Below are 24,549 nucleotides of genomic sequence, written 5' to 3'. Positions count from 1 at the left end.
CCTGCCGGGGCCGGACGGCGAGCAGGGCGTGCCGGGAGGGGGGCGGGGCGGGATTCGGACACCGCCGGACAGCGGCCGTCAGGACGGTGTGCGGGCCGCCGCTGCCAGCAGGCGGCCGATGTCGTCCGCGCAGATGGTGAGGGCCGCGCCGACCGTGGCGAGGACGTCGCGTTCGGCGGGGGTGTAGGGGCCGTCGGCCAGGGCGATGCGGGCGGCCTGGAGCAGGACCGCCTCGCGGCCCGCCGGGGCGAGGTGCGGGGCCAGCGGGTCCAGGGCCTCGTGCAGCTCTATGGTCAGCCCGGGGGCGCACGGCTGGTCCTCGTAGACCCGCCCGGTGTCCGCGGCCAGCGCGTCGACCAGGGCGGCGAGCTGCTCCTCGGTGCACTCGGCGAAACCGGCGGCGCGCACGGCGGCGGCGGCCGTCTCCAGGACCGTACGCGAGGAGGTGCCGCCCGCGGAGAGCACCGCGAGGGCGACGGTGTGCACGGCGTCGCGCAGCATCGCGGAGAAGCGGGTGGTGGTCGGGTGGTCCAGGGCGTCCGTGCCGAAGCGGCCGGTGCAGGCGGCGCACTCCACGACCGGTCCGGCCGCGCCGCGCGGCAGCAGCGGCACCCCGAGGACGGTGAACCGGCGCCGGCCGGTGAGCCGCTGGTAGTTGCGGTCACCGCCGCAGCCGGGGCAGAAGAACTCGCCGTCGCCCACGGGCGTCCAGGCGGTACGGGTGCCCAGTATGCGGGCAAGCCTGACGGCACGGCCGTTTCGTCCCCGTACTGGCAGCACGTCGCACCTCCGTAACCACGCGGCAACATCGCCACGTGGGCGTGATGTTAGCCACATCGGTGAGGCTGAGTCAGTACCCGGGACGAGACCTTTCCGTGACCTGGCCGGTAAACGACGGCAAAAATCCAGGCCCCGGCTGCCTCGATGGGCGGCCGGGGCCGGGAAAACGCCGGTCAGGGTGGTCAGCGGGCGGCTCGGTTGACGGCGGAGACGACCGCCTTCAGCGACGCACGTGTCGTGTTCGCGTCGATGCCGATCCCCCACAGGACCTTGTCCTCGATCGCGCATTCGATGTAGGAGGCGGCCTGCGCGGAGGCGCCCTCGCTCATCGTGTGCTCCTGGTAGTCCAGCAGGCGCACGTCGATGCCGATGGACTGGAGGGCGTCGAAGAACGCGGAGATCGGGCCGTTGCCGGACCCGGTCAGCACGGTGTCCTCGCCGTCCACCTCGGCCTCCACCGTGAGGCTGTCCACGCCGTCGGTGTCGGTGGTCGACTGGCCGGTCTTGACCTGGATGCGGCCCCAGGGGTTGTCCGGGTTGGGCAGGTACTCGTCCTGGAAGACGGACCAGATCTCCTTCGGCGTGACCTCGCCGCCCTCCGCGTCGGTCTTCGCCTGGATGATCTTCGAGAACTCGATCTGCATCCGGCGGGGCAGGTCCAGCTTGTGGTCGTTCTTCAGGACGTAGGCGATACCGCCCTTGCCGGACTGCGAGTTGACGCGGATGACCGCCTCGTAGGAGCGGCCGACGTCCTTCGGGTCGATCGGCAGGTAGGGCACCGCCCACTCGATGTCGTCGACCGTGACGCCCTTGGCCCGCGCGTCGGCCTCCATGGCGTCGAAGCCCTTCTTGATGGCGTCCTGGTGGGAGCCGGAGAAGGACGTGTAGACCAGGTCGCCCACGTACGGGTGGCGCGGGTGGACCTCCATCTGGTTGCAGTACTCCCACGTACGGCGGATCTCGTCGATGTCGGAGAAGTCGATCTGCGGGTCGACGCCCTGTGAGAACAGGTTCATGCCCAGAGTGACCAGGTCGACGTTGCCGGTGCGCTCGCCCTGGCCGAACAGGCAGCCCTCGACGCGGTCGGCGCCGGCCATGACCGCCAGCTCGGCCGCGGCCACCGCCGTGCCGCGGTCGTTGTGCGGGTGGACGGACAGGCAGACGTGCTCGCGCCGGGAGAGGTTGCGGTGCATCCACTCGAAGCGGTCCGCGTGCGTGGAGGGTGCCGAACGCTCCACGGTGGCCGGCAGGTTGAGGATGATCTCGCGGCCCGGTCCCGGCTGGTAGACGTCCATCACCGCCTCGCAGACCTCCAGCGCGAAGTCCAGCTCGGTGTCGGTGAAGATCTCGGGGCTGTACTGGTACCCGAATTCCGTCTCCGGGCCGAGCAGCTTCTCGGCGTACTCCATCACCAGACGGGTGCCGTCGACGGCGATCTGCTTGATGTCGTCCCTGGAACCGCGGAAGACGACCCGGCGGAAGACCGGCGCGGTGGCGTTGTACAGGTGGACGGTGGCCCGCCGGGCGCCCTTCAGGGACTCCACGGTCCGCTCGATCAGGTCCTCGCGGGCCTGGGTCAGTACGGAGATCGTGACGTCGTCCGGGATCGCGCCCTCTTCCTCGATGATGGAGCGCACGAAGTCGAAGTCGGTCTGGCCGGAGGCCGGGAAGCCGACCTCGATCTCCTTGTAGCCCAGCTTGACCAGCAGGTCGAACATGGCGCGCTTGCGGGCGGGCGACATCGGGTCGATCAGGGCCTGGTTGCCGTCGCGCAGATCGGTGGAGAGCCAGCGGGGGGCGGCGGTGATGCGCTGCTCGGGCCAGGTGCGGTCGGGGATGTCGACCTGCTCGTACTGGCCGTACTTGCGGACCGGCATGGAACTGGACTGCTGGCGGTTGACCATGGTGGCGTGGGGCTCCTCGGGAGGTCCGCGGGTGACGCGGAGGCCGGTGGGGCGGCCGACGGCGCAACGCCAGACTCCGCGGGGAGGGGGTCGGCCTCGACTACAGGCCCTCGCCGCGGCAGCTAAGGAGAAGCAGCCCGAAACGCATGGTGCTGTGCAGCCTAGCCGAGCCGCGTCGGATGTGTGGACCCGTCCAGTATGCGAAACGAGGCCCGCGAAAGGGAGTAAAAGGTACAAAGAGTGCGCGTCGTCACACCGCGCAGCCATCCCTACCCTTCGCGACCACCGAAGGAACGCCTTGCCCCGATTTTTCACCAATCAAGGTTGCAGGTAGTGACTTTGACATCACGCAGTGCGATGGTCGACGTATGACCACCCACGGGGGCCAAGAGCCCGTCTTCTGCACCATCGTGCCGCCCCACCTCCTCGACCGGCTCGCCCGGAACGAGGACCCCGCGCTGTCCGGCCCGGCCCGCCGCAGCCTCCAGCGCGACGCCATGGAACGCACCCGCAGGCGCCTGACCACCGTCGTCGGCGCCACCGCCGTCGCCCCGCCCGCCGGCAAGCAGGCCGAGCAGCCGCACCGCACCGTCTACGACGCCCGCCACCGCACCGACCTGCCCGGCACCAAGGTCCGCGGCGAGGGCCAGCAGCCCGGCAAGGACGCCACCGTCAACCGCGCCTACTCCGGCCTCGGCGCCACCTTCGAGCTGTATCTGAAGGCGTACGGCCGCGACTCCATCGACGGCAGCGGCCTGCCGCTGGACGCGACCGTGCACTACGACGAGAAGTACAACAACGCCTTCTGGAACGGCGAGCAGATGGTGTTCGGCGACGGCGACGGCGAGATCTTCCTCGACTTCACCATCCCGGTCGACGTCATCGGCCACGAGCTGACCCACGGCGTCACCCAGCACACCGCCAACCTCGCCTACTTCGGCCAGTCCGGCGCGCTCAACGAGTCGGTCTCCGACGTCTTCGGCTCGCTGATCAAGCAGTACACGCTCGGGCAGAGCGCGAGCGAGGCCGACTGGCTGATCGGCGCCGGGCTGCTCGCCCCGCGCGTCACCGGCACCGCGCTGCGCTCCATGAAGGCGCCCGGCACCGCCTACGACGACGACGTGCTCGGCAAGGACCCGCAGCCCGCCACCATGGACGACTACGTCCACACCGGCAGCGACAACGGCGGCGTGCACATCAACTCCGGCATCCCCAACCACGCCTTCTACCTGGTCGCCACCGCGCTCGGCGGGCACGCCTGGGAGAAGGCAGGACAGGTCTGGTACGACGCGCTGACCGGCGGCAAGCTCAAGGAGGACGCGGACTTCGCGGCCTTCGCCACCCTCACCGTGCAGACCGCCCGCGAGCGGTACGGCGCGGGGGACGTGCTCCAGGCCGTCCAGAAGGGCTGGGAGCAGGTGGGGGTGCGGACGCTCTGAATCCGTACTAGACACTGACCCATGCGTATTCAGGTACGGCGCACGGGCGGCTTCGCGGGCATCGAGCGGCACGCCGAGGTGGACACCTCGCAGCGGCCCGATGCCCCCGAGTGGCGGTCCCTGGCCGAGAAGGCCCTCGCCGCGAGCCAGGGCACCCCGCCCGCCGGGGTCCCGGACGGCTTCCACTACGAGATCACGGTCGACGGCCACACGGTCCACGCCGCCGACCCGCGGCTCACCGACGACCAGCGCGAGCTGATCACCAGAGTCCTGAAGGAAGGCGCGTAGCCGGGGGCCCGCAAGCCCTTTCCGTGCACGGGCGTTGACTTCCGTTACCGCCGGTACGGATGATCCGCGCATGGCGACTGACGCAGGCACCCCAGGCACCTCGGCCGGACCGCTCCCCCGGTTCCCGGACGGCTTCCTGTGGGGGGTGTCCACCTCGGCGCACCAGATCGAGGGAGCGGCGGACGCCCGGGAGCCGTCCGTGTGGGACGTGTTCTCCGCCGAGGCCGGCCGGATCAAGGACGGCTCCACGGCGGCGGTGGCCTGCGACCACTACCACCGGCACACCGAGGACGTCGCCCTGCTGGCCGGGCTCGGCGTCGGCGCCTACCGCTTCTCGGTGTCCTGGCCCCGGGTGAACTCCCCCGGCGGCCTCGGCTTCTACGACCGGCTCGTCGACGAGCTGTGCGCGGCCGGGGTGCGCCCCGTCCCGACGCTCTTCCACTGGGACCTGCCGGCCGGTCTGGACTGGCTGGAGCGCGACACGGCGGAGCGCTTCGCGGAGTACGTGACGGTGGTCGCCGAGCGCCTCGGCGACCGCGTCGGCAAGTGGATCACCCTCAACGAACCCGCCGAACACACCCTCCTCGGCCACGCGCTGGGCGTCCACGCGCCGGGCAGGCAGCTCCTGTTCGACGCCCTGCCCGCCGCCCACCACCAGCTCCTCGCGCACGGTCTGGCCGTACGGGCGCTGCGCGCGGCCGGGGCCTCGGACATCGGCATCGCCAACTCGCACGCCCCGACCTGGCCCGCCTCGCGCGAGGCCGCGGACGTGGAGGCGGCGGACTTCTACGACATGCTGCTCAACCGCCTGTTCGCCGAGCCGCTGCTGCTGGGCCGCTACCCGGAGGGCGTCGGCGAGCTGATGCCCGGCGACGTCGAGGCCGACCTCGAAGTGATCGCGGAGCCGCTGGACTGGTACGGCGTCAACTACTACGCCCCGGCCCGGGTGGGCGCCCCGCAGGGCACCGACGTGGAGGTCGGCGGGATCGCGCTGCCCGCCGGACTGCCCTTCACCGTCCGTCAGATCGAGGACCGCCCGGTCACCGACTTCGGCTGGCCGGTGGTCCCCGAGGGCCTGACCGAGCTGCTGACCGGCTTCCGCGAGCGCTACCGCGACCGCCTCCCGCCGCTCGTCATCACCGAGAACGGCTGCTCCTACGAGGGCCTGGACGACCAGGAGCGCATCGCCTACCTGGACGCCCATCTGCGGGCCCTGCACCGGGCGATGGCGGCGGGCGTGGACGTACGCGGCTACTTCGTGTGGTCCCTGCTGGACAACTGGGAGTGGGCGGAGGGCTACGCCCGGCGCTTCGGCCTCGTCCACGTCGACTACGCGACCCTGGAACGCACCCCGAAGTCCTCCTACCACTGGTACCGCGGCCTGCTCAGCGCCCAGAGATGACCCGCCCCCGCCGGCCGCCGCACACACCGGGTCCATCGGGTCCACCGGATCCGGAGGGCCCGTCCGCGGACCCGGGCGGGCCCGCGCCGCCCGCCGGGCCCGACCCGCTCGCCGAACCCGTCCGGCCGGTCGGGCGGGGCTGGACGGCCGCGCTCTCGCTGGCCAACGGGGCGATCTGGGTGGGCTGGTACGGGCCGCTCCAGATCCTGCTCGCCGCCCAGGCGCGGGACTTCGCGCCCGGCACCGGCCTGTCCAAGGAATCGCTGCTGGCCTGGGTGACGGGCGCCGGGGCGGTGGTGTCGCTGGTGGCCAACCCGCTGTTCGGGGCGCTGTCGGACCGGACGACGGCCCGCTGGGGCCGCCGCTCGCCGTGGATCGCGGCCGGGGCGGCGGGCGGCGCGCTGTCGCTGCTGCTGCTGGCGGGCGCGCACGGCGTGGCCGCGATGACGGCCGGCTGGTGCGTGGTCCAGCTCACGCTGAACGCGGCTTTCGCGGCGGTGACGGCGGCCGTGCCGGACCGGGTGCCGCGCGCGCAGCGCGGAGCGGTGGGCGGCTGGCTGGGGGCGGCGCAGATCCTCGGGGTGGTCGGCGGGACGGGCCTCGCGACGCTGGCCGGGGGCACCGGGGCCGGGTACGCGGCCTGCGCGGTGTTCACGGCGGTGGGCGTGCTGCCGTATCTCCTTGGCTTCCGGGACCTGCGGCTCCCGGCGGCGCGCCGCCCGCCCTGGTCCTGGCGGGGCTTCTGGGGCGGCTTCCTGCTCAGCCCGCGCCGCCACCCGGACCTCGGCTGGGCCTGGCTGACCCGCTTCCTGATCAACCTCAGCAACTCCCTGGTGCTGCTCTACCTCCTCTACTACCTGCGCGACCGCGTCGGCTACGCCGATCCCGAGCGGGGCGTCCTGGTCCTGACGGCGGTGAACGGGATCACCCTGCTGGCCACGGTGGTGGCGGGCGGGGTGTGGTCGGACCGGACCGGGCGCCGCAAGCCGTTCGTGGTCTGGTCGGGCGTGCTCATGGCGGTGGCCACGGCCGCGCTGGCGGCGTGGCAGACCTGGCCGGGCGCGCTCGTGGCGGCGGCCGTCCTCGGCGTCGGCTTCGGCGTCTTCACCTCGGTCGACTTCGCCCTGATGACCGATGTGCTGCCCACCGCCCTGGACCGCGGCAAGGACCTCGGCGTCATCAACGTCGCCAACGCCCTCCCCCAGGTCGCGGCCCCGGCGCTGGCCGCGCCGATCGTGACGTACCTCGGCGGCTACCGCGTCCTCTACCTGGTCGCGGCCGCGATCGGGCTGGCCGGGGCGGTCCTGGTGGGCCGGATCCGGGGCGTGGACTGATCCGGGGCGTGGACTGATCCGGGGCGTGGACTGATCCGGGCCGTCGGCCGAGGAAAAGCCCTACGGGCTTGTCGCTCCCCCGTCGTACCCTGGGAAGCGCGAGGCCGCCGTCAGCTGTGCGGCCGTGACGAGGAGGAAAAGCAGGCGTCGAGCGCCGGCCCATGACTCAGACACCCGCAGCCAAGACCCCCGCGCAGGGGCAGGCGAGAGCACAGTTCACCGTCCCCGCCCAGCACCCCATGGTGACCGTGCTGGGTTCCGGCGACTCCCTCCTGCGCGTGATCGAGAAGGCCTTCCCGGGGGCCGACATCCACGTCCGGGGCAATGAGATCAGCGCGGTGGGCGACACGGCGGACGTGGCCCTGATACAGCGCGTGTTCGACGAGATGATGCTCGTGCTCCGCACCGGGCAGCCGATGACGGAGGACGCAGTGGAACGCTCGATCGCCATGCTCAAGGCGAGCGGGAACGGCGAGGGCGACGGCCAGGAGACCCCGGCCGAGGTGCTGACGCAGAACATCCTGTCCTCGCGCGGGCGCACCATCCGCCCCAAGACGCTCAACCAGAAGCGCTACGTCGACGCCATCGACAAGCACACCATCGTCTTCGGCATCGGCCCGGCCGGTACCGGCAAGACCTACCTGGCGATGGCCAAGGCGGTGCAGGCCCTCCAGTCCAAGCAGGTCAACCGCATCATCCTGACCCGCCCCGCGGTCGAGGCCGGCGAGCGCCTCGGCTTCCTGCCGGGCACGCTCTACGAGAAGATCGACCCCTATCTGCGCCCGCTCTACGACGCGCTGCACGACATGATCGACCCGGACTCGATCCCCCGCCTGATGGCCGCGGGCACGATCGAGGTGGCTCCGCTGGCGTACATGCGCGGCAGGACCCTGAACGACGCCTTCATCATCCTGGACGAGGCGCAGAACACCAGCCCCGAGCAGATGAAGATGTTCCTCACCCGGCTCGGCTTCGACTCGAAGATCGTGATCACGGGTGACGTCACCCAGGTGGACCTGCCGAGCGGGACCAAGTCGGGTCTGCGGCAGGTGCAGGACATCCTGGAGGGCGTCGAGGACGTCCACTTCTCCCGGCTGTCGTCGCAGGACGTCGTACGGCACAAGCTGGTGGGCCGTATCGTCGACGCGTACGAGAAGTACGACAGCACGCACGGCACCGAGAACGGGGGCGTGTCCAAGGGCGGCCGTTCCCGGTCCGCCGCCGGACACGGCCACGGGCACAAGGGGAAGTAGACCAGCACGACCATGTCGATCGACGTCAACAACGAGTCCGGAACCGAGGTCGACGAGCAGGCGATCCTCGACATCGCCCGCTACGCGCTCGCGCGGATGCGCATTCACCCGCTCTCCGAACTGTCGGTGATCGTCGTGGACGCCGACGCCATGGAGCAGCTGCACATCCAGTGGATGGACCTGCCGGGTCCGACGGATGTCATGTCCTTCCCGATGGACGAGCTGCGTCCGCCGGGCAAGGACGACGAGGAGCCCCCGCAGGGCCTCCTCGGTGACATCGTGCTGTGCCCGGAGGTCGCCGCCCGGCAGGGCGCCGAGGCGGAGACGAAGCACTCCATGGACGAGGAGCTGCAACTGCTCACCGTCCACGGAGTGCTGCACCTGCTGGGCTACGACCACGAGGAGCCGGACGAGAAGGCCGAGATGTTCGGCCTCCAGGCGGCGATCGTGGACGGCTGGCGTGCCGAGCGGGGCCTGGAGGGTCCCTCTCCGGCGCCGACCGTCTCGTAACCGCCGATGAGTCCGCAGATCGTCGTCGGCGCCGTCGCCCTGGTCGTCGTCGCCTGGCTCGCCGCCTGCGCGGAGGCGGGCCTCGCGCGCGTCTCCAGCTTCCGCGCCGACGAGGCCGTGAAGTCGGGCCGCCGGGGCGGCGCCAAGCTCGCCCAGGTCGCCGCCGACCCGACCCGCTATCTGAACGTGGCCCTGCTGGTCCGCGTCGCCTGCGAGATGGCGGCGGCGGCCCTGGTCACCTATGTCTGCCTGGACGCGTTCTCCGGGACCGGCGAGGCCCTGGTGGTCGCGATCGCCGTCATGGTCCTGGTGTCGTACGTCGCCGTCGGGGTCTCCCCGCGCACCATCGGCCGGCAGCATCCGCTGAACACGGCCACCGTGGCGGCGTACGTCCTGGTCCCGCTCGCCCGGATCATGGGCCCGATCCCCTCGCTGCTCATCCTCATCGGCAACGCGCTCACGCCGGGCAAGGGCTTCCGGCGCGGCCCGTTCGCCTCGGAGGCGGAGCTGCGGGCGCTGGTCGACCTGGCCGAGCAGGAGTCCCTGATCGAGGACGACGAGCGCCGCATGGTGCACTCCGTCTTCGAGCTGGGGGACACGCTGGTGCGGGAGGTGATGGTGCCGCGCACCGACCTCGTCGTCATCGAGCGGTACAAGACCATCCGCCAGGCCCTCACGCTGGCGCTGCGCTCCGGTTTCTCGCGCATCCCGGTCACCGGGGAGAGCGAGGACGACGTCGTCGGCATCGTCTATCTGAAGGACCTGGTCCGCCGCACCCACATCACCCGGGAGGCGGAGAACGAGCTGGTGTCCACGGCGATGCGCCCGGCGGTGTTCGTACCGGACACCAAGAACGCCGGTGACCTGCTGCGCGAGATGCAGAAGGAGCGCAACCACGTCGCGGTCGTCATCGACGAGTACGGCGGCACGGCCGGGATCGTCACCATCGAGGACATCCTGGAGGAGATCGTCGGCGAGATCACCGACGAGTACGACCGGGAGCTGCCTCCGGTGGAGGACCTCGGCGAGGGCCGCCACCGGGTCACCGCCCGCCTCGACATCACCGATCTGGGCGAGCTGTACGGCCTGGAGGAGTACGACGACGAGGACGTGGAGACGGTCGGCGGGCTGCTCGCCAAGGCGCTGGGCCGGGTTCCCATCGCGGGCGCCTCGGCGCCGGTCGAGCTGCCCGACGGGCGGACGCTGCGGCTGACCGCGGAGTCCGCGGCGGGCCGCCGGAACAAGATCGTGACGGTGCTGGTGGAGCCGGTGGACGGCCCCGGGGACGGAGCGGAGAGCGGATGACGCCCCAGGAGCTGCGCGCCCTGTGCCTGTCCTTCAACGCCGCCGTGGAGGACTTCCCCTTCACTCCGGAGACCTCGGTCTTCAAGGTGCGGGGCAAGCTCTTCGCGCTGACGGCGCTGGACGCGCGGCCCCTGACCGTCAACCTCAAGTGCGATCCCGAGGACGCGGTGCGGCTGCGCGGCGAGCACCCGGGGCTGGTCGTCCCGGGCTGGCACATGAACAAGCGGCACTGGAACACGGTCACGGCCGACGGACGGCTCCCGGACCGGCTGGTCCGGGAGCTGGTCGAGGACTCCTACGACCTCGTGGTGGCCGGTCTGCCGCGTGCCGAGCGGCTCCGCCTCGACCGGCCCTGAGGCCCTTCAGGAACGGGCTCCCCGGCCGGTACGCAGGCCGAGTCCCACCAGCACCGCCGCCGCCAGCACGATCAGCGCGTCCAGGGCGAGCACGGTGTGCACCCCGGCGAGCAGGTCGTCGGAGGTGGTGGCGAGCACGCCCAGCAGCGGGATGCCGACGGTGATGCCCACCTGCTGGGTGGAGGTGACCAGGCCGGTGGCCAGGCCCTGCTCCTCGTCGGGCACGCCCGAGGTGACGGTCAGACCGTAGGAGACGATCGCGCCCAGGTGGAACATGCTGGCCAGGGCGACGGCCGCGGTGGCCAGCCACACCGACCACGATCCGGTGCCCAGCCCGAGCAGCGCGGCGATCAGCGCGCCCTGCCCGGCCAGCGAACCGGCCAGCGTGCGGCGGGCGCCGAAGCGGCCGATGACCTTCGCCGCGTACGAGCCGGCGACGGCCGACAGCACGCCCTGCACCCCGAAGACGAGGCCGGTCTCGAAGGCCGACAGGCGCAGGGTCTCCTGGAGGTAGAGGGTCAGGACGAAGACGACCGTCGACATCATCGAGAAGGTGACCAGACCGCCCAGGTTGCCGAAGGCCACCGTGCGGCGGCGCAGCATGGGCAGCGAGACCAGCGGGGCGGCGGAGCGGGACTCCACGACCACGAACGCGGCCAGCAGGGCGAGTCCGGCGAGCAGCGCGGCGATCACGTCGGCGCGGCCGAAGCCGTGGTCGGCGGCGGTGGACAGGGCGTAGATCAGCGAGAGCAGACCGGTGGTGACGGTGACCGCGCCGGGGATGTCCAGGCGGGGGCGGTTGGGGGTGCGGGACTCGGGGAGCAGGCCGGGGGCCAGGGGCAGCACGATCAGTGCGAAGACGGTGAGCAGCGCCATCGTGGAGCGCCAGCCGAGGGCGTCGGTGAGGACGCCGCCGGCGACCATGCCGACGGTGAAGCCCAGCGACAGCAGGGTGCCGGAGATGCCGAGGGCGCGGTCGCGGGCCGGGCCCTCCGGGAAGGTGGTGGTCAGCAGGGACATGCCGGTGGGCACGATGGCCGCGGCGCCCAGGCCCTGGAGCACCCGTCCGGCCAGGAAGGACGCCGGGTCCCAGGCGAGGGTGGCCAGCAGGGAGGCCGCGCCGAACAGGGCGAGCCCGGCGAGGAACAGCCTGCGGCGGCCGAACAGGTCGCCGACCCGGCCGAACAGCAGCAGGAAGCCGCCGGAGGGCAGGGCGAACGCGGTGACGGCCCACTGGAGCGCGGAGCGGCTCATGCCGAGGTCGGTGCCGAGTTCCGGCAGGGCCACGTTCAGGACGGAGAAGTCCAGGGCGACCATGAACTGGGCCGCGCACAGGACGAACAGGACGAGCTTGTCGCGCGTCGACAGCCGGGAGGCCGCCGATGCCGATGCCGATGTCGATGCCGATGTCGATGCCGATGGGGTGGGCTGGGGGTCGGGGGTGGTTGCCGGGGTGGCCGGGGTGGTGTCGATCGCCATGGCAAAGAGCTTCTTGCGGCCGGAACAGATGTGGGGAGTCGGAACTTATGGTGGTGGTGGCACCACCAGACAGCGCGAGGGGGATCCGTACGTGCCGGATACGGACGTGTCGAAGAGTCAGCGGCGGCATGAGCTGCGCGAGTTCCTGATGAGCAGACGGGCCCGGGTGTCCCCGGCCGAGGCGGGGCTGCCGGACGGCGGGGCGCGCCGGCGTACGCCCGGACTGCGGCGGGAGGAGGTCGCCGTGCTCGCCGGGGTGGGCGCCTCCTGGTACCAGTGGCTGGAGCAGGGGCGGGACATCTCCGTCTCCGCGCAGGTCCTGGACGCGGTGGCGCGGGTGCTGCGGCTCGGTGGCACCGAGCGGCGCCATCTGTACGTGCTCGCCGGGCTGAACCCGCCCGCGCCCGAGGTGGCGCCGGACAAGCGGGACATGTGCGAGGGGCTGCGGCGGCTGATCGACACCTGGATGCCGTATCCGGCGCACATCATGGACCTCTACTACAACTGCGTGATGTACAACGACGCCGCCGCGGTGGTGCTGGGCATGCGTCCGGACATCACGCAGAACTGCCTCGTCGACTTCTTCACCGACCCGCTGTACCGCGCCCGCTCGCACAGCTGGGAGCGCAACGCCCGTACCGTCGTCGCGCAGTTCCGGGCCGCGTGCGCCGCCCGGCCCGGCGACGAGGGGTACCAGGCGGTGCTGGACCGGGTCTCGCGGGCCAGCGCGGAGTTCACGGCGCTGTGGGAGGAGTGGGACGTCGAGGAGCCGGGGCAGGTGCGCAAGGAGCTGGAGCATCCGCTGGTGGGGCTGCTGTGCGTGGAGTCCACGGCGATGAAGGTGCCGGCCCGGCCGGATCTCACGGTGGTGCTGCACACGCCGCTGGACGAGGCGAACACCGCGGCGAAGCTGGAGTGGCTGGCCTCGCCGGAGGGGCGGCGCGGGGCGATGTATCCGGTGGCGGGGTGAGGTTCGGCCGCGGAGCGGGGCCGGGTGTGGTGGTGCGGGGTGCGGGGTGCGGCGGGGGCCGGGGTGCGCGGGGGGCCGTCGGCAGGGCTGTCGGTGGGACTGTCGGTGGGGCTCCGTATGCTCGGGGCCATGACCGAGAGCACCGACAGCAGCGCGCTGGACGCCGAGGACCGCAAGATCGTCACCCTGGCCCGTTCGGTACGGGCCCGCAACGGCGTGCCGGAGGGCGCGGCGGTACGGGACGAGACGGGCCGTACCTACGCCGCCGGGTCGGTGCGGCTGGCCTCGCTGGAGCTGAGCGCGCTGCGCACCGCGGTGGCGATGGCGGTGGCGTCCGGGGCGACCTCGCTGGAGGCGGCGGCCGTGGTCGGCGCGGCTCAGGGGCTGCCGCCGGAGGACCTGGCGGCCGTGGCCGACCTGGGCGGGGCGGGTACGCCGGTGCTGCTGGCCGGGCCGGACGGTGCCGTGCGGGTGACGCTGGCGGCGCGGACGGCGGAGTAGCGGCGCAGTAGCAGCGCGGGCGCGGCCCGGGACGTGCGGGGGGCGTCCGGGGGCGGTGGGGTGCCGGTCGCGGCGCCCTGTTCGGCGGGGGGTCGTGGATCAGGGACAATGGGCGCCATGAGCGTTCGTACCCAGTCATCCGAGCAGTCCGCCGAGGCTGTCCACCGGGCCGGCTTCGCCTGTTTCGTGGGCCGCCCCAACGCGGGCAAGTCCACCCTCACGAACGCTCTGGTCGGGCAGAAGGTGGCGATCACCTCCAACCGGCCGCAGACCACCCGGCACACCGTGCGCGGCATCGTGCACCGGCCGGACGCGCAGCTGATCCTCGTGGACACGCCGGGGCTGCACAAGCCGCGGACGCTGCTGGGCGAGCGGCTGAACGACGTGGTGCGGACCACGTGGGCCGAGGTGGACGTGATCGGCTTCTGCCTGCCCGCCGACCAGAAGATCGGGCCCGGTGACCGGTTCATCGCCAAGGAGCTGGCGGGGATCAGGAAGACGCCGAAGGTCGCGATCGTCACGAAGACCGACCTCGTGGACGGCAAGGCGCTCGCCGAGCAGCTCATCGCGGTCGACCAGCTCGGCAAGGAGCTGGGGATCGAGTGGGCGGAGATCGTGCCGGTGTCGGCGACGGCCGGCCGGCAGGTGGATCTGCTCGCCGATCTGCTGATCCCGCTGCTGCCGGAGGGGCCCGCGCTGTATCCCGAGGGGGATCTGACCGACGAGCCCGAGCAGGTGATGGTGGCCGAGCTGATCCGGGAGGCGGCGCTGGAGGGGGTGCGGGACGAGTTGCCGCACTCCATCGCCGTGGTCGTCGAGGAGATGCTGCCGCGGGAGGACCGGCCGGAGGACAAGCCGCTGCTGGACATCCACGCGAACGTCTTCATCGAGCGGCCCAGCCAGAAGGGGATCATCATCGGGCCGAAGGGGAAGCGGTTGAAGGAGGTCGGGATCAAGTCGCGCAAGCAGATCGAGGCGTTGCTCGGTACGCCGGTGTTCCTCGACCTCCATGTGAAGGTCGCGAAGGACTGGCAGCGGGACCCGAAGCAGTTGCGTCGGCTCGGTTTCTGAGGGTCCCCCGGCCCACCCGCCCACCCGACTCGGTGGGTGAGAAGGCCCCGCCACGGGGCTCCGCCCCGAACCCCAGCGGGGGCTCCGCCCCCAGCACCCCCGGACTCGCCCACCCACCCACCCGACTCGGTGGGTGGAAAGGCCCCGCCACGGGGCTCCGCCCCGGACCCCCGCGGGGGCTCCGCCCCCTGCGCCCCCGAGCGCACCTGACACGGTGGGTGAGAAGACTCCACCACCGGGCCCCGCCCCGAACCCCGGCGGGGACTCCGCCCCCTGCACCCCTGAACTCACCCACCCGGCCGCCCGACTCGGTGGGCAGGACGGCCCCGCCACGGGGCTCCGCCCCGAACCCCCGCGGGGGCTCCGCCCCCTGCGCCCCCGAGCGCACCTGACACGGTGGGTGAGAAGACTCCGCCACCGGGCTCCACCCCGAACCCCGGCCAGGACTCCGTCCCCTGCACCCCTGAACTCGCCCACCCGGCCGCCCGACTCGGTGGGCCGGGGAGTGTCCCACGGGGCTCCGGCCGCCTCCCCCCCCCCCCGGCGTTCGATCGTCCTCGGTCGGCCGGGAAGTCGCGTCGCGCGGCTCGCCCCCCTCCCCGGGGCCCCGAGGCTCGGCCAGGGCCCCTGCCCAGGGGCTCCTTCCTCCTCCCGCTCCCGCCTCTCTCCCCCCCCGCTCCCCGGACCCCGGTTTCCCTCATGGCGACGGGCCGGGCGCTCGGCGCTCGGCCCGTCGGTGGGGGTGGGGGTCAGCGCAGGGCTTGCAGGGCCTGCTGGGCTCCCTTTGCGTGGAGGTTGACGAAGACCGGGGCCGTGCCCAGGGGGGTGCTGTAGGAGGTGAGGGTGCGGTTGCCGGGGACGGTCCTGTGGTGGGCGACGTCGTACCAGGTGCCCGGGGGGAGGTGGACGGAGCGGGTGGGGGCGTCGGTGAGCTGGGGGGCGGCGAGGACGGCCGGGCCGAGCATCCACTCGTCGGTGACCGTGTAGGCGGCCTCGTCCTTCGGGAAGTCGAAGAAGAGGGGGCGCATGATCGGGTCGCCGGTGCGCAGGGTGGCCTGGACCTGGTCCCAGATGTAGGGGGCCAGGCGGGCGTGGCGGGCGAGGGCGGCGCGGTAGAGGTCGGTGGTCTCCCGGTCGTAGACGACCTTCTGGCCGGTGGTGGGGTCGTTCGTCTCGACGGGGGACGTGGACGCGTACATCAGGGGCATCAGCGACGCCGACTGGGCCCAGCGGACCAGGACCTGCTTGGTGGGGGCCGGCTGGCCCAGCGAGCCGCCGATCATGTCGGTGGTGACGAAGGGGTAGCCGATGGTGGAGATGGCGAGGTTCTGGGAGACGGAGGCCCGCAGGGAGTCCCAGCCCGTGCCCTTGTCCTCCTGGCGGGTGACGAATCCGGCCCGGTGGGCGGTGGTGTCCCAGTGGACGCGGATGCCGACGCCCTGGAGGTCGTACTCGTCGGCGAGCTGCGCGCCGAGCCGCTGGTAGTCGGTGGGCTTGTAGCCCTCGTGCGGGGCGCACTTCTCGTCGATGAAGCGGGTGTCGAACTTCAGGCCGTCGACGCCGTAGGCGCTCATGAGGGACTTCAGACGGCCCTCGTACCAGGCCTTGGCGTCCGGATTGGCGAGGTCGACGATGCCGGCCGTGCCGTTCCACCAGGTGACCGTGCAGGGCTTGGTGGTGTCGGCGGCGGACTTCAGCAGGTAGCCGTGGTCGGCGGCGTAGCCGTACTGGTCGGAGTCGAGGTTGATCCAGAGGGTGACCCAGAGGCCGAAGTCGAAGCCGAGGTCGTGGATCTTCTTCGACATGGCGGCGGGGTCGGGGTACGCCTTCGGGTCGAAGGTCATGTTCCCGTAGTTGGACTCCCACTTGTCGTCGAGCTGGAGGGTGTGGCCGCCGATGCCGTTGTCGTGCAGGTCCTGGGCGTAGTCGAGCAGCTTGGCCTGGTCGACGTGGGTGTAGAACTGCGCCCAGGAGTTCCAGACGGGCTCGGCGTACTGCCGGTAGGTGGCGTCGCTCTTGGCGGGCTTGCCGACGATGCCGATGTAGTCGCGGTAGACGTCCAGGGGCGTCGACTCGACGAAGACGGTCGCCTTGTACGGTTCGGCGGACTCGATGTCGAAGCGGCCGAGGCCGTCCCCGCCCTGGTTGAGGGCGACGTCCATGACGTGCCCGGTGTCCACGCGCAGCCCGGTGGAGCGCGAGGTGTACCAGAACGGGTCGACCATGTAGTACGAGGCCGGGCCGAAGTTGGTGTGCGCGACCTGTCCGCTGTCCAGCGGCCAGGGCTGGTCGGTGCCGGGTCCGCCCGAGGGGGTCTGGGCCTCGCCGTGGCCGTACCAGTGGCCGGCGGAGGAGAGGGCGTAGGCGAGGCCGAGGCGGTCGGGGACGGCCTGCCCGGTGACCTGCCAGTCGAGCTGGTAGCGGTCGGCGGCGGGCGTGATCCGGGCCTGGACGCTGGTGCCGGGCGCGGTGGTGGCCGCGGTGAGCGTGAGGGTGCCGTGGCGCCAGGTCCAGTCGGTGACGCGGGTGGCGTGCTGCCAGGTTCCGCCGGTGCGGAAGCGCAGGGCGCCGGTGCCGGCCGGGGCGGTGGCCAGGACGGTGGCGCCGGACCGGCTGGTGGTGAGGGCGAGTTGAGCGGTCGTCACCGTCAGCCGGTAGCCGGGCGCGGTGCGGCCGCGCGGGACGGTGAGGGTCAGCTCGGCCGGGGACGAGGTGAGGCGGGGGGCGGGGGCGGCGGGGGTCGCCTGGGCGGCGGCCTGGGCCTGGTCCTGCGCGGTGAGTCCCACGGGGAGGGCGAGGGCCAGGGCGAGGGCGGCGAGGAGCACTCGGGGGCTGCGTGATGGTCTGCGCACGACGCATGTCCTTCGACGGAGCGGTCAGGAGGGAGCCATGGGTCTGGAAGTGCGGGCCCGTGCAAAACCGTGCTGCGTGCAAAATCGTGCTTGATTCCGCCGATAATTGAGCAGCAAACGTCATCTGTCAATGGCGTACCCGGGCCCGGGAGTTGCGGCGCACGCGGGCGCGGCGGGTCACGCGGAGCGGCCGAAACCGATGGTGGGCACCGCCCGGCGGCGGGGCCAGGACTCCGCGCACGCCTCGGGCAGCAGCCGGTCCAGGAAGGCGTACCGGCGCAGCGCGGCCGGGTCCTGGCCCGGTACCGACTGGACCCGGCGCCACCAGGCAGCGATCTCGGACCAGCCCGGCGCCGACAGCGAGCCGCCGAACTCCTGCACCGACAGCGCGGCGGTGAGCCCGGCGAAGGCGAGCCGGTCGGCCAGCGGCCAGCCGGCCAGGCTGCCGGTGACGAAACCGGCCACGAAGACGTCGCCCGCGCCGGTCGGGTCGAGCGCCTCGACCGCGATGGCGGGCACCTCGGCGCTCTCCCCGGTGCGCCGGTCGACGGCGTAGGCGCCCTCCGCGCCGAGGGTGACCACCGCGACCGGCACGAACGCGGTGAGCGCGTGCGCCGCGGCGCGCGGGCAGTCGGTGCGGGTGTAGCGCATCGCCTCCTCGGCGTTGGGCAGGAACGCCTCGCAGTGCTCCAGGTCGGCGAGTCCGGCCAGGTCCCAGGCGCCGGTGTCGTCCCAGCCGACGTCCCCGAAGACCCGGGTCCCCTGCCGGGCGGCCTCGGCGATCCACGGCTCGCGCCTGCCGGGCGTCAGCGAGGCGACGGCGGCCCGCGCGGACGGCAGGCACGGGGGTGTGCCGTCCGGGAGACCGCGGACGCCCTGGAGGTCCGGGAGGCCCTGGAAGTCCTGGAGGAGGACCTTCTCCGGGGGCGGCTCGTGGCCGTGGGAGACCATGGTGCGCTCGCCCTCGTACGCCATGGAGACGGTGACCGGCGAGTGCCAGCCGGGGACGGTGCGCGACGGGGTGAGGTCGATGCCCTCGCCCTGTTCCAGCGCGTCCCAGCAGTACTCCCCGTAGTGGTCGTCGCCGAAAGCCGCCGCGAGCGAGGTGCGCAGGCCGAGGCGGGCCAGGGCGGTCGCCATGTTGGCCACGCCGCCGGGGCTCGATCCCATGCCGCGCGCCCAGGACTCGGTGCCGCGCACCGGGGCGGAGTCGAGGCCGGTGAAGACGATGTCGAGGAAGACGGTCCCGGTGAGGTAGACGTCGCAGGGCGGGTCGTCCGTGGTGCGCAGCCCGGCCAGCGGGTCGAGCTGCGGGGCGCCGGGGGCGTGCGGGGCCCCGACGACGTACTCCCGGTCCTGCGGGTACTCGCGGGACTCTGGCGTCTCGCGGAACCCGGGCGTCTCGCGGGACTCGGGCGTCTCGCGGCGCGGCGGGACCCGCCGGACGTCCGGGTGTTCCGGCTGCTCCGGTCCTTCTCCGGCGGGCGTGTTGGACGCGGTCACGGTGCGCTCCCCTGGCATGGTGCGGATCCAGCCAGTGTGCACCACCGCGCGCACCCGGCGGGGGTGTCACGCCGGGTGGGGCGATACCTCGGTAAGTACGGGGACGTGTTCGGTGGGCAGGGGGGGGTGCGGGGGCCGCCGCCGGACCGGACGCGCTGGTCCGGCCGGCCCGTCACCAGCGCGGTACGGGCGGGGCGGTCCACCGGGGGTCGGCGGCGCGCAGGGCCGCCGTGTCGTCGCGGTCGCGCAGCGAACCGTCGTCGTCGAGCCAGCGCCGGTGCAGGAACGCCAGCCTGTCGCGGTCGAGTTCGACGCCGAGGCCGGGGCCGTCCGGCACGGTGACGTGACCGTCGGTGAAGGCGAGGCGTTCGGTGAGGACGTCCTCCGACTGCCAGGGGTAGTGGGAGTCGCAGGCGTGGTGGAGGCCGGGGAGGGTCGCGGCGACATGGGTCATGGCGGCGAGACTGATGCCGAGGTGGGTGTTGGAGTGCATGGACACGCCGACGCCGAAGGTGCGGCAGAGCGCGGCGAGTTGGCGGGTGTTGCGCAGTCCGCCCCAGTAGTGGTGGTCGCACAGGACGACCTGGACGGCGTCGCGGGTGAACGCCTCGGGTATCTCGGCGAACGTGGTCACGCACATGTTGGTGGCCAGCGGCACCCCGGTGCGGGCGGCGACCTCGGCCATGGCGGGGGTGCCGAGCGCGGGGTCCTCCAGGTACTCCAGGACACCGGCGAGCTGCCCGGCCACCTCCAGCGAGGTGGCGACGGACCAGGCGCCGTTGGGGTCGAGGCGCAGCGGGTGCCCGGGGAACGCCTCGGCCAGGGCCCGGATCGCGGCGACCTCCTCCTCGGGCGGGAACACTCCGCCCTTGAGCTTGAAGGAGGTGAAGCCGTACCGCTCCTTGAACCGCCGGGCCTGTGCGACGACTCCGGCCGGGTCGAGGGCGGCGCCCCAGTCGTCCGGTTCGGCGGGGACGCCCTCCGGGTGCCGGGCCCATTTGTAGAAGAGGTAGGCGCTGTACTCGACGCGGTCGCGCAGCTTGCCGCCGAGCAGTTCGTGCACCGGCAGGCCGAGGGTCCTGCCGAGCGCGTCCAGGCAGGCGACCTCGAAGGCGGAGACGACGGAGAGGCGCAGCTTGTCGGCGGTCTGGGCGCCGCGCAGCCCGCCGACGTCCACGGCGTCCTCGACCCGGGAGGCGTCCACGGCGACCTCGTCCGCGAGCGTGAACAGCGCGTTCAGATCACTGACCCGGCGCCCTTCGAGCCGCGCGGCGAACGGCCTGGCCAGCTCCAGGTACTTGGTGTCACCGTAGGTCTCCCCGACCCCCGTCACACCCCCCGCCGTCTCCACCTCGACGATCAGCCGGGGCGTGTACGGCTGGTGCACGCCCTGCGTGTTCAGCAGTGGCGGATCGGCGACCAGGATCGGAGTCAGCCGCACCCCGGCGATCATGAGCCCGGCCCCGAGATCCGACACCCTGTTCCCCACCTTGCCTCCACCCGCCCGCCCACCTGAACACTGTCCATGTATGAGAATGGAGACTAGGTAGGCGAACAGGTCGCGTCAATGGACCCACGTCGGAAAAGACTCCTCGGGGCGGGCCGGGACAGGGCGGCCGGGGTACAGGGGGCGCAGCCCCCGCGCGAGATCTCCCGGCCCACCGAGCCGGGCAACCGGGTCACAGGCGACGGAACCCTCGCAGGGGCTAGAGGGCGAAGCCCTGTGACGGGACGCTCCAGCCGCCCGAGGACGAGCGAGCGTCGGGGCGCAGGGGGCGGAGCCACGCGGAGGCCCTCTCACCCCCCGAGCCGCGCGGGCGGATGGGCGAGCCGGGGGTTGAGGAACATCGGAACGAAAACCGGCGCTAAGCCCTCCGCGCTCTTCGGAGCCCGTTTACCTGCGGTTCCGTGGTGGTTGAACCTTCGGCAGTCGTGTTGATCAACTGCCTGGAGGTCCGGGGTGCCGGTCGAGTTTCTGACGGATGAGCAGGCCGCAGGGTACGGGGCGCTCTACGGCGCCCCGGTGCGGGCGGGGATGGCCCCCCGTTCCCGGCAGCGGGTGCCGGACGTGGTCCGGCACCCGCTGCGCAGCCTGGTGGCGGTCTTCCGCCGCCCGTTGTTCGTCTTCGACGCCTGCCGGGTCGTCACCACGGCCCGCCCCTGGGGCGGCGGCGAAGGCCCGGTGCCTGGGCGGCCGGCCGACGCGGGCTACCGGCACGAGGTGTACCGGGACGACCGGAGCGCCCACCCTGACCTACGGGTCTGGGAGCTCCGGTCGTCCCGGAGCCCGTGGTGGCGGCACGGCCCCGAAGCGTCCGGCCGCCACGCGGGGGGGAGTGCCTGCTCGCCGGTCCGCTTCCGTGCGGTCCGACCGGCAGCCGACCGCTCACCTTCAGGAAGCAGGGAGGGTGCGTGGGTCAGCTGCGGGAAAGCCCCCTCCTCGGAAGGCGGCGGTACAGGAGGATCAGGGTGTTGAGCGTGATCAGCCCCAACCCGCGCGGGCCGAGGCCGAGTTCGGCTGCTGCGGCTCGGTCCAGGCCGAGCGGCCCGGTGTAGGACAGCAGGCAGAACAGTGCCGCCGAAGCGGCGGCCGGCAGGGCCAGGACCCGTGCGGCGGACCAGCGGTCGGCCACCACCGCGCAGGCCGTGAGCGCGGCCGGGACGAGGAACGAGACCGCCGCCAGGAGCGGGCCTCCGTCGGGGAAGCCGCTGGTGGAGGAGCCGTGGGTCTCGGGGCTGACGGCGGTTCGCACGTCGCGCACGACCGAGGCTGCCGCGTAGGTTCCGGCGGGCAGGGCGGCGATCGGCGCCGCGGTGGCGAACGCCCGGCCCGTCGGGCGGTGGGAGACCAGGCCGAGCCGGACCCGGACTCCGTGCCCGGCGACGTCGGCCACCTCGCGCAGCCCTCCGGCCGGACCGGAGAGCGATCCGGCGGGCGGCGAAGTCGGTCACCTCCGCGAGCGCGCCGGTGCCGTACGAGGACGGGTAGAGCGCGAGGGCCCGCCGGAGAAGCCAGGCGTTCAGGGGGTGCTACGAGGTCATGCCGAACCTCCTGCGGAACGGGTCCGGGGTGCCGCCAGGCGGCGGTCCGCCTCGCGCAGGGCGGAGCGCAGGCGGTCGGCCTCGGTCCTGAGCGACTGTTCTCCGTCCGGGGTGAGGGTGAACACGCGTCGGGGGCGTCCGTCCACCGTCTCCTCGCGCTCGACGCGGATCAGCCCCTCAGCCAGCAGGCGGTCAAGGGTGCCGTAGAGGCTGCCTGCGCCCAGTCGCACCCGACCGTCGGAGATCGCGGCGACCTCGTCCCCGAGCGCGTAGCCGTGGCGCGGCCGGTCGGCGAGTGCGGTGAGGAGGAGGAAGGTCGGCTCCTGCATGGAGCGTTTGTTCTTCACCCGGCACACCGTAGTACGGTCACCGTAGTATCTGGCGAGAGGCGCCCCCGTTCTTCTCGGCCGACTGCGGGCCGCCCGCCGGCGGCCCTCCGCTTCGCCGGGCCCCGCCCGCACCCCGGGCGGCAGCGGCGCGAGGTCCTGGGACACCCTTCCGTCCCGGCTGTGATTCACGTCACTGCCGGCGGCTCGGTGCAGCACTCGGCCCCGTTCCGCCGTCATGGGGGCAGTGATCGGGACGGGACGAGGAGAGGAGGTCGGCGGGTGAGGTTTCGCAGGAGCGGTCCGGGCATCGGATTCACGGAGTTCGTCGCACAGCGGTCGGGAGCGTTGTTCCGCGCCGCGTATGCGCTGACCGGTGACGTGCACGTGGCCGAGGATCTGGTGCAGGAGGCGCTGGAGCGGGCGTGCCGACAGTGGCGGAAGGTCGCGGTGGCGGACTCGCCGGAGGCGTACGTGCGCAAAGTGCTGGTCAACCTGGCCAACGACCGCTGGCGGCGGCTGTCGCGCCGGGGCGAGCGCCCCGGGCTGTCGGGGGTGCCCGAGACGGCCGACCCCCGGGACCGGTTCGGGCAGGTGGATCTGCGCGCGGAACTGATCGAGGCACTGCTCGGGCTGCCGATGGGCATGCGCAGCGTGGTGGTCCTGTACTACCTGCACGATCTGGACGCCCGGCAGATCGCCGACGTCCTGGACATCTCTTCGAGTGCGGTGAGGTCCCAGCTCGCCCGCGGCCTGGCCAAGCTGCGCGATTCCGTATCGGGCGCCCAGGCGCCGCACACGCCGTCGACCGCTTTCGGAGGTACGAAGTGAGGAACACGTCGTCCGGACCGGCCCCGTTCGAGCCGGACCTCGAAGCCGAGCTGCGTGCCGCGGTGGCCTCCTTCGCCGACGGGCCGACGGCGCCGGTCGTCGACGCGGCCGCGATCGAGCGAGCCGTCAGCCGCAGCCGCACCCGCCGGGCGCTCCTCGGCACCGCTGCGGCGTGCTGCGTGCTGGCGTGCGCCACGGTGGGGTTCTTCGCGCTGAAGCCCGTGCTGGCCACGCCCGGTGCCTCCCCGTCCCTGTCCCCACCGGCGAACGGGGCGTGCACCCCGCTCGCCACCGGCACCCCCAAGAGCGGAAGCGCCGATGCGACTCCGGCACAGGAGCAGGAGCAGACCGCGGGAGCGGGCATCGCGCTGCCGGACCTGGCCGGCATGCCGGTCGAACAGGCCGGAAGCCTGCTGCGCGGACTCGGACTGAGCTGCACGATCATGCGGCACACGGACTGGAACGCTCCCGCCGGGCGGGTGATCAGCAGTCAGCCCCGGGGCGGCGCAGAACCGGTGGCACCGGGCTCGTCCGTCCTCCTGCTGGTCTCGACGGGCAAACCCGGCAGAACCTGAGCGACCGGGGCCTTCGGCCCGCGCACCGGCCGAGTGACCCAGGGGCCGGTGCGCGGGCAGTCCATCGACCGCGGCGCACCGGCTGGACGCCCGCCCCTCCGGGCCGCTGCTGGACTTTTCCGAGGGGCGCGTGCGGGGGGAGGGGAGTGGGGGGCTCCTGCCGGTGGGGCGCAGGGCCGTGGCGTCGGCGGAGCATGCGCGCACAGACGCTCCGCCCGTGCGCGCCGACCGCCGACTCCCCGTACCGGCCGCGCCATGGCCTCGTCACGGTCCAGCGACAACGGCACCGCCGCACCCTCGCTGCTGACACCGTGTCAGTCGTGAGACTCCGCCTTCTCACGGTCGGCCTGACCGCCGCCGCACTCCTCACCCTGACCGCCTGCGACGACGACGGCAGCGGCAGCGCCTCCGCCACCAGCGGCGCCCCCGTCGCGCCCGCACCCGCCACCACCAGCGCGGCCCCGGCCAGCAGCGCCGCCTCCCCGGCATCCAGCGCACCGGCCGCCGCCGGCGCACCGGCCGTCGGCAGCGTCCCGTCGCCCAACGTCGCCCAGACCGCAGGGCTGATCGCCGCCCTGAAGGCCGTCGACCCCGCCCTCGCCGCCGACCAGGCCAAGGCCATCGGCAAGGCCCTCAACGTCTGCCAGGAGATCAAGGCCGGAAAGGACGACACCACCCTCGCCAACAACGCCGCGCAGCGCTTCAGCGGCGGCAGCGTCACCCTCACCCCCGAGCAGGGAGCCGTCATCGTCGCCGCGGTGAAGGCGTCCTTCTGCCCCTGACCGCCCGACACCGACGAGCCTTCGGGGGGTGTCCCTATGAGTGGTG

Annotated in this window: 22 protein-coding genes; 14 read left to right on the top strand and 8 right to left on the bottom strand. The window is 72.8% G+C overall.

The genetic code is table 11. The features are described 5' to 3' along the window. Positions 1-78: 78 nt before the first annotated feature. A complete protein-coding gene (locus ACWDYF_RS04060; protein ID WP_026253023.1) occupies positions 79-780 on the bottom strand; it encodes a TerB family tellurite resistance protein in 702 nt (233 codons plus the stop codon). A gap of 182 nt (positions 781-962) precedes the next feature. Then, complete coding sequence (leuA, locus tag ACWDYF_RS04055) at positions 963-2,684, bottom strand: 2-isopropylmalate synthase (RefSeq protein ID WP_381743241.1); 1,722 nt, start codon at positions 2,682-2,684, stop codon at positions 963-965. A gap of 368 nt (positions 2,685-3,052) precedes the next feature. On the opposite strand from leuA, the gene ACWDYF_RS04050 reads away from it, so the two are divergent. From ACWDYF_RS04050 to ACWDYF_RS04015, 8 genes are all read left to right on the top strand, one after another. Beyond that, positions 3,053-4,123, top strand: coding sequence for a M4 family metallopeptidase (locus ACWDYF_RS04050; RefSeq protein WP_381743239.1), 1,071 nt, complete (start codon positions 3,053-3,055; stop codon positions 4,121-4,123). Between the two features lie 21 nt (positions 4,124-4,144). After that, positions 4,145-4,411 (top strand): protealysin inhibitor emfourin, encoded by a 267-nt coding sequence (locus ACWDYF_RS04045; protein WP_018570748.1) that lies wholly within the window; start codon positions 4,145-4,147, stop codon positions 4,409-4,411. 70 nt (positions 4,412-4,481) lie between these two features. Then, a complete protein-coding gene (locus tag ACWDYF_RS04040; RefSeq protein ID WP_389467271.1) occupies positions 4,482-5,813 on the top strand; it encodes a GH1 family beta-glucosidase in 1,332 nt (443 codons plus the stop codon). Further along, on the top strand, positions 5,810-7,147 hold the full coding sequence (locus ACWDYF_RS04035) for an MFS transporter (RefSeq protein WP_389467275.1): 1,338 nt from the start codon (positions 5,810-5,812) through the stop codon (positions 7,145-7,147). Before ACWDYF_RS04040 ends, ACWDYF_RS04035 begins: the two co-directional genes overlap by 4 nt. Positions 7,148-7,308: 161 nt before the next feature. Continuing rightward, the gene (locus ACWDYF_RS04030) at positions 7,309-8,400 is read left to right on the top strand and encodes a PhoH family protein (protein ID WP_078509943.1); all 1,092 of its coding nucleotides are present in this window, start codon (positions 7,309-7,311) and stop codon (positions 8,398-8,400) included. Between the two features lie 12 nt (positions 8,401-8,412). After that, positions 8,413-8,910: an rRNA maturation RNase YbeY gene (gene ybeY / locus ACWDYF_RS04025; RefSeq protein ID WP_064533087.1), complete on the top strand. Its 498-nt coding sequence runs from the start codon at positions 8,413-8,415 to the stop codon at positions 8,908-8,910. A 6-nt stretch (positions 8,911-8,916) separates the two neighbouring features. Then, on the top strand, positions 8,917-10,215 hold the full coding sequence (locus ACWDYF_RS04020) for a hemolysin family protein (protein ID WP_037893146.1): 1,299 nt from the start codon (positions 8,917-8,919) through the stop codon (positions 10,213-10,215). Continuing rightward, positions 10,212-10,571: an MmcQ/YjbR family DNA-binding protein gene (locus ACWDYF_RS04015; protein ID WP_389467281.1), complete on the top strand. Its 360-nt coding sequence runs from the start codon at positions 10,212-10,214 to the stop codon at positions 10,569-10,571. The genes ACWDYF_RS04020 and ACWDYF_RS04015 overlap by 4 nt, the downstream gene beginning before the upstream one ends. 6 nt (positions 10,572-10,577) lie before the next feature. Here the strand turns inward: ACWDYF_RS04015 and ACWDYF_RS04010 are convergent, their stop codons facing one another. After that, complete coding sequence (locus ACWDYF_RS04010; protein ID WP_389467284.1) at positions 10,578-12,050, bottom strand: MFS transporter; 1,473 nt, start codon at positions 12,048-12,050, stop codon at positions 10,578-10,580. A 148-nt stretch (positions 12,051-12,198) separates the two neighbouring features. Between ACWDYF_RS04010 and ACWDYF_RS04005 the strand changes: the two genes are divergently transcribed. The 3 genes from ACWDYF_RS04005 (at position 12,199) to era (ending at position 14,592) form a co-directional block, all read left to right on the top strand. Beyond that, positions 12,199-13,020: a helix-turn-helix transcriptional regulator gene (locus ACWDYF_RS04005; RefSeq protein WP_381743928.1), complete on the top strand. Its 822-nt coding sequence runs from the start codon at positions 12,199-12,201 to the stop codon at positions 13,018-13,020. 129 nt (positions 13,021-13,149) lie between these two features. Then, on the top strand, positions 13,150-13,521 hold the full coding sequence (locus ACWDYF_RS04000; protein WP_389467286.1) for a cytidine deaminase: 372 nt from the start codon (positions 13,150-13,152) through the stop codon (positions 13,519-13,521). A 117-nt stretch (positions 13,522-13,638) separates the two neighbouring features. Then, positions 13,639-14,592 carry a GTPase Era gene (gene era / locus ACWDYF_RS03995; protein WP_037893885.1) on the top strand — a complete coding sequence of 318 codons (954 nt, stop codon included), beginning with the start codon at positions 13,639-13,641 and terminating at the stop codon, positions 14,590-14,592. A 749-nt stretch (positions 14,593-15,341) separates the two neighbouring features. Here era and ACWDYF_RS03990 read toward each other — a convergent pair. From ACWDYF_RS03990 to ACWDYF_RS03970, 5 genes are all read right to left on the bottom strand, one after another. Further along, positions 15,342-17,444, bottom strand: a complete 2,103-nt coding sequence (locus ACWDYF_RS03990; protein WP_389467291.1) for a TIM-barrel domain-containing protein — start codon at positions 17,442-17,444, stop codon at positions 15,342-15,344. 177 nt (positions 17,445-17,621) lie between these two features. After that, on the bottom strand, positions 17,622-18,947 hold the full coding sequence (locus tag ACWDYF_RS03985) for a carbohydrate kinase family protein (protein WP_389467296.1): 1,326 nt from the start codon (positions 18,945-18,947) through the stop codon (positions 17,622-17,624). A gap of 172 nt (positions 18,948-19,119) precedes the next feature. After that, positions 19,120-20,400: a glucarate dehydratase family protein gene (locus tag ACWDYF_RS03980; RefSeq protein ID WP_389467400.1), complete on the bottom strand. Its 1,281-nt coding sequence runs from the start codon at positions 20,398-20,400 to the stop codon at positions 19,120-19,122. A gap of 964 nt (positions 20,401-21,364) precedes the next feature. Further along, positions 21,365-21,841 carry a hypothetical protein gene (locus ACWDYF_RS03975; RefSeq protein WP_389467301.1) on the bottom strand — a complete coding sequence of 159 codons (477 nt, stop codon included), beginning with the start codon at positions 21,839-21,841 and terminating at the stop codon, positions 21,365-21,367. 144 nt (positions 21,842-21,985) lie between these two features. Continuing rightward, a complete protein-coding gene (locus ACWDYF_RS03970; RefSeq protein ID WP_073810844.1) occupies positions 21,986-22,318 on the bottom strand; it encodes a PadR family transcriptional regulator in 333 nt (110 codons plus the stop codon). Positions 22,319-22,624: 306 nt separating this feature from the next. Between ACWDYF_RS03970 and ACWDYF_RS03965 the strand changes: the two genes are divergently transcribed. The 3 genes from ACWDYF_RS03965 (at position 22,625) to ACWDYF_RS03955 (ending at position 24,503) form a co-directional block, all read left to right on the top strand. Then, positions 22,625-23,146 carry a SigE family RNA polymerase sigma factor gene (locus tag ACWDYF_RS03965; RefSeq protein WP_381742360.1) on the top strand — a complete coding sequence of 174 codons (522 nt, stop codon included), beginning with the start codon at positions 22,625-22,627 and terminating at the stop codon, positions 23,144-23,146. Continuing rightward, entirely contained in the window at positions 23,143-23,721 is a 579-nt protein-coding gene (locus ACWDYF_RS03960) for a PASTA domain-containing protein (RefSeq protein ID WP_389467304.1), read from the top strand. The genes ACWDYF_RS03965 and ACWDYF_RS03960 overlap by 4 nt, the downstream gene beginning before the upstream one ends. A 320-nt stretch (positions 23,722-24,041) precedes the next feature. Continuing rightward, entirely contained in the window at positions 24,042-24,503 is a 462-nt protein-coding gene (locus tag ACWDYF_RS03955; protein WP_389467307.1) for a DUF732 domain-containing protein, read from the top strand. The last annotated feature ends 46 nt before the right edge of the window (positions 24,504-24,549 follow it).

It is taken from the genome of Streptomyces sp. NPDC003284 (genome assembly GCF_053589675.1).
This window is presented reverse-complemented; position numbering and strand designations above follow the sequence as displayed.

What these genes read in the sequence shown, in the direction of transcription:
- ACWDYF_RS04050 (WP_381743239.1), top strand. Translation starts at nt 3,053, where the DNA reads ATGACCACCCACGGGGGCCAAGAGCCCGTCTTCTGCACCATCGTGCCG.
- ACWDYF_RS04000 (WP_389467286.1), top strand. Translation starts at nt 13,150, where the DNA reads ATGACCGAGAGCACCGACAGCAGCGCGCTGGACGCCGAGGACCGCAAG.
- ACWDYF_RS03970 (WP_073810844.1), bottom strand. Translation starts at nt 22,318, where the DNA reads ATGCAGGAGCCGACCTTCCTCCTCCTCACCGCACTCGCCGACCGGCCG.
- ACWDYF_RS04010 (WP_389467284.1), bottom strand. Translation starts at nt 12,050, where the DNA reads ATGGCGATCGACACCACCCCGGCCACCCCGGCAACCACCCCCGACCCC.
- ACWDYF_RS04020 (WP_037893146.1), top strand. Translation starts at nt 8,917, where the DNA reads ATGAGTCCGCAGATCGTCGTCGGCGCCGTCGCCCTGGTCGTCGTCGCC.
- ACWDYF_RS04040 (WP_389467271.1), top strand. Translation starts at nt 4,482, where the DNA reads ATGGCGACTGACGCAGGCACCCCAGGCACCTCGGCCGGACCGCTCCCC.
- ACWDYF_RS04035 (WP_389467275.1), top strand. Translation starts at nt 5,810, where the DNA reads ATGACCCGCCCCCGCCGGCCGCCGCACACACCGGGTCCATCGGGTCCA.
- leuA (WP_381743241.1), bottom strand. Translation starts at nt 2,684, where the DNA reads ATGGTCAACCGCCAGCAGTCCAGTTCCATGCCGGTCCGCAAGTACGGC.
- ACWDYF_RS04015 (WP_389467281.1), top strand. Translation starts at nt 10,212, where the DNA reads ATGACGCCCCAGGAGCTGCGCGCCCTGTGCCTGTCCTTCAACGCCGCC.
- era (WP_037893885.1), top strand. Translation starts at nt 13,639, where the DNA reads ATGAGCGTTCGTACCCAGTCATCCGAGCAGTCCGCCGAGGCTGTCCAC.
- ACWDYF_RS04005 (WP_381743928.1), top strand. Translation starts at nt 12,199, where the DNA reads ATGAGCAGACGGGCCCGGGTGTCCCCGGCCGAGGCGGGGCTGCCGGAC.
- ACWDYF_RS04030 (WP_078509943.1), top strand. Translation starts at nt 7,309, where the DNA reads ATGACTCAGACACCCGCAGCCAAGACCCCCGCGCAGGGGCAGGCGAGA.
- ACWDYF_RS03980 (WP_389467400.1), bottom strand. Translation starts at nt 20,400, where the DNA reads ATGATCGCCGGGGTGCGGCTGACTCCGATCCTGGTCGCCGATCCGCCA.
- ACWDYF_RS04045 (WP_018570748.1), top strand. Translation starts at nt 4,145, where the DNA reads ATGCGTATTCAGGTACGGCGCACGGGCGGCTTCGCGGGCATCGAGCGG.
- ybeY (WP_064533087.1), top strand. Translation starts at nt 8,413, where the DNA reads ATGTCGATCGACGTCAACAACGAGTCCGGAACCGAGGTCGACGAGCAG.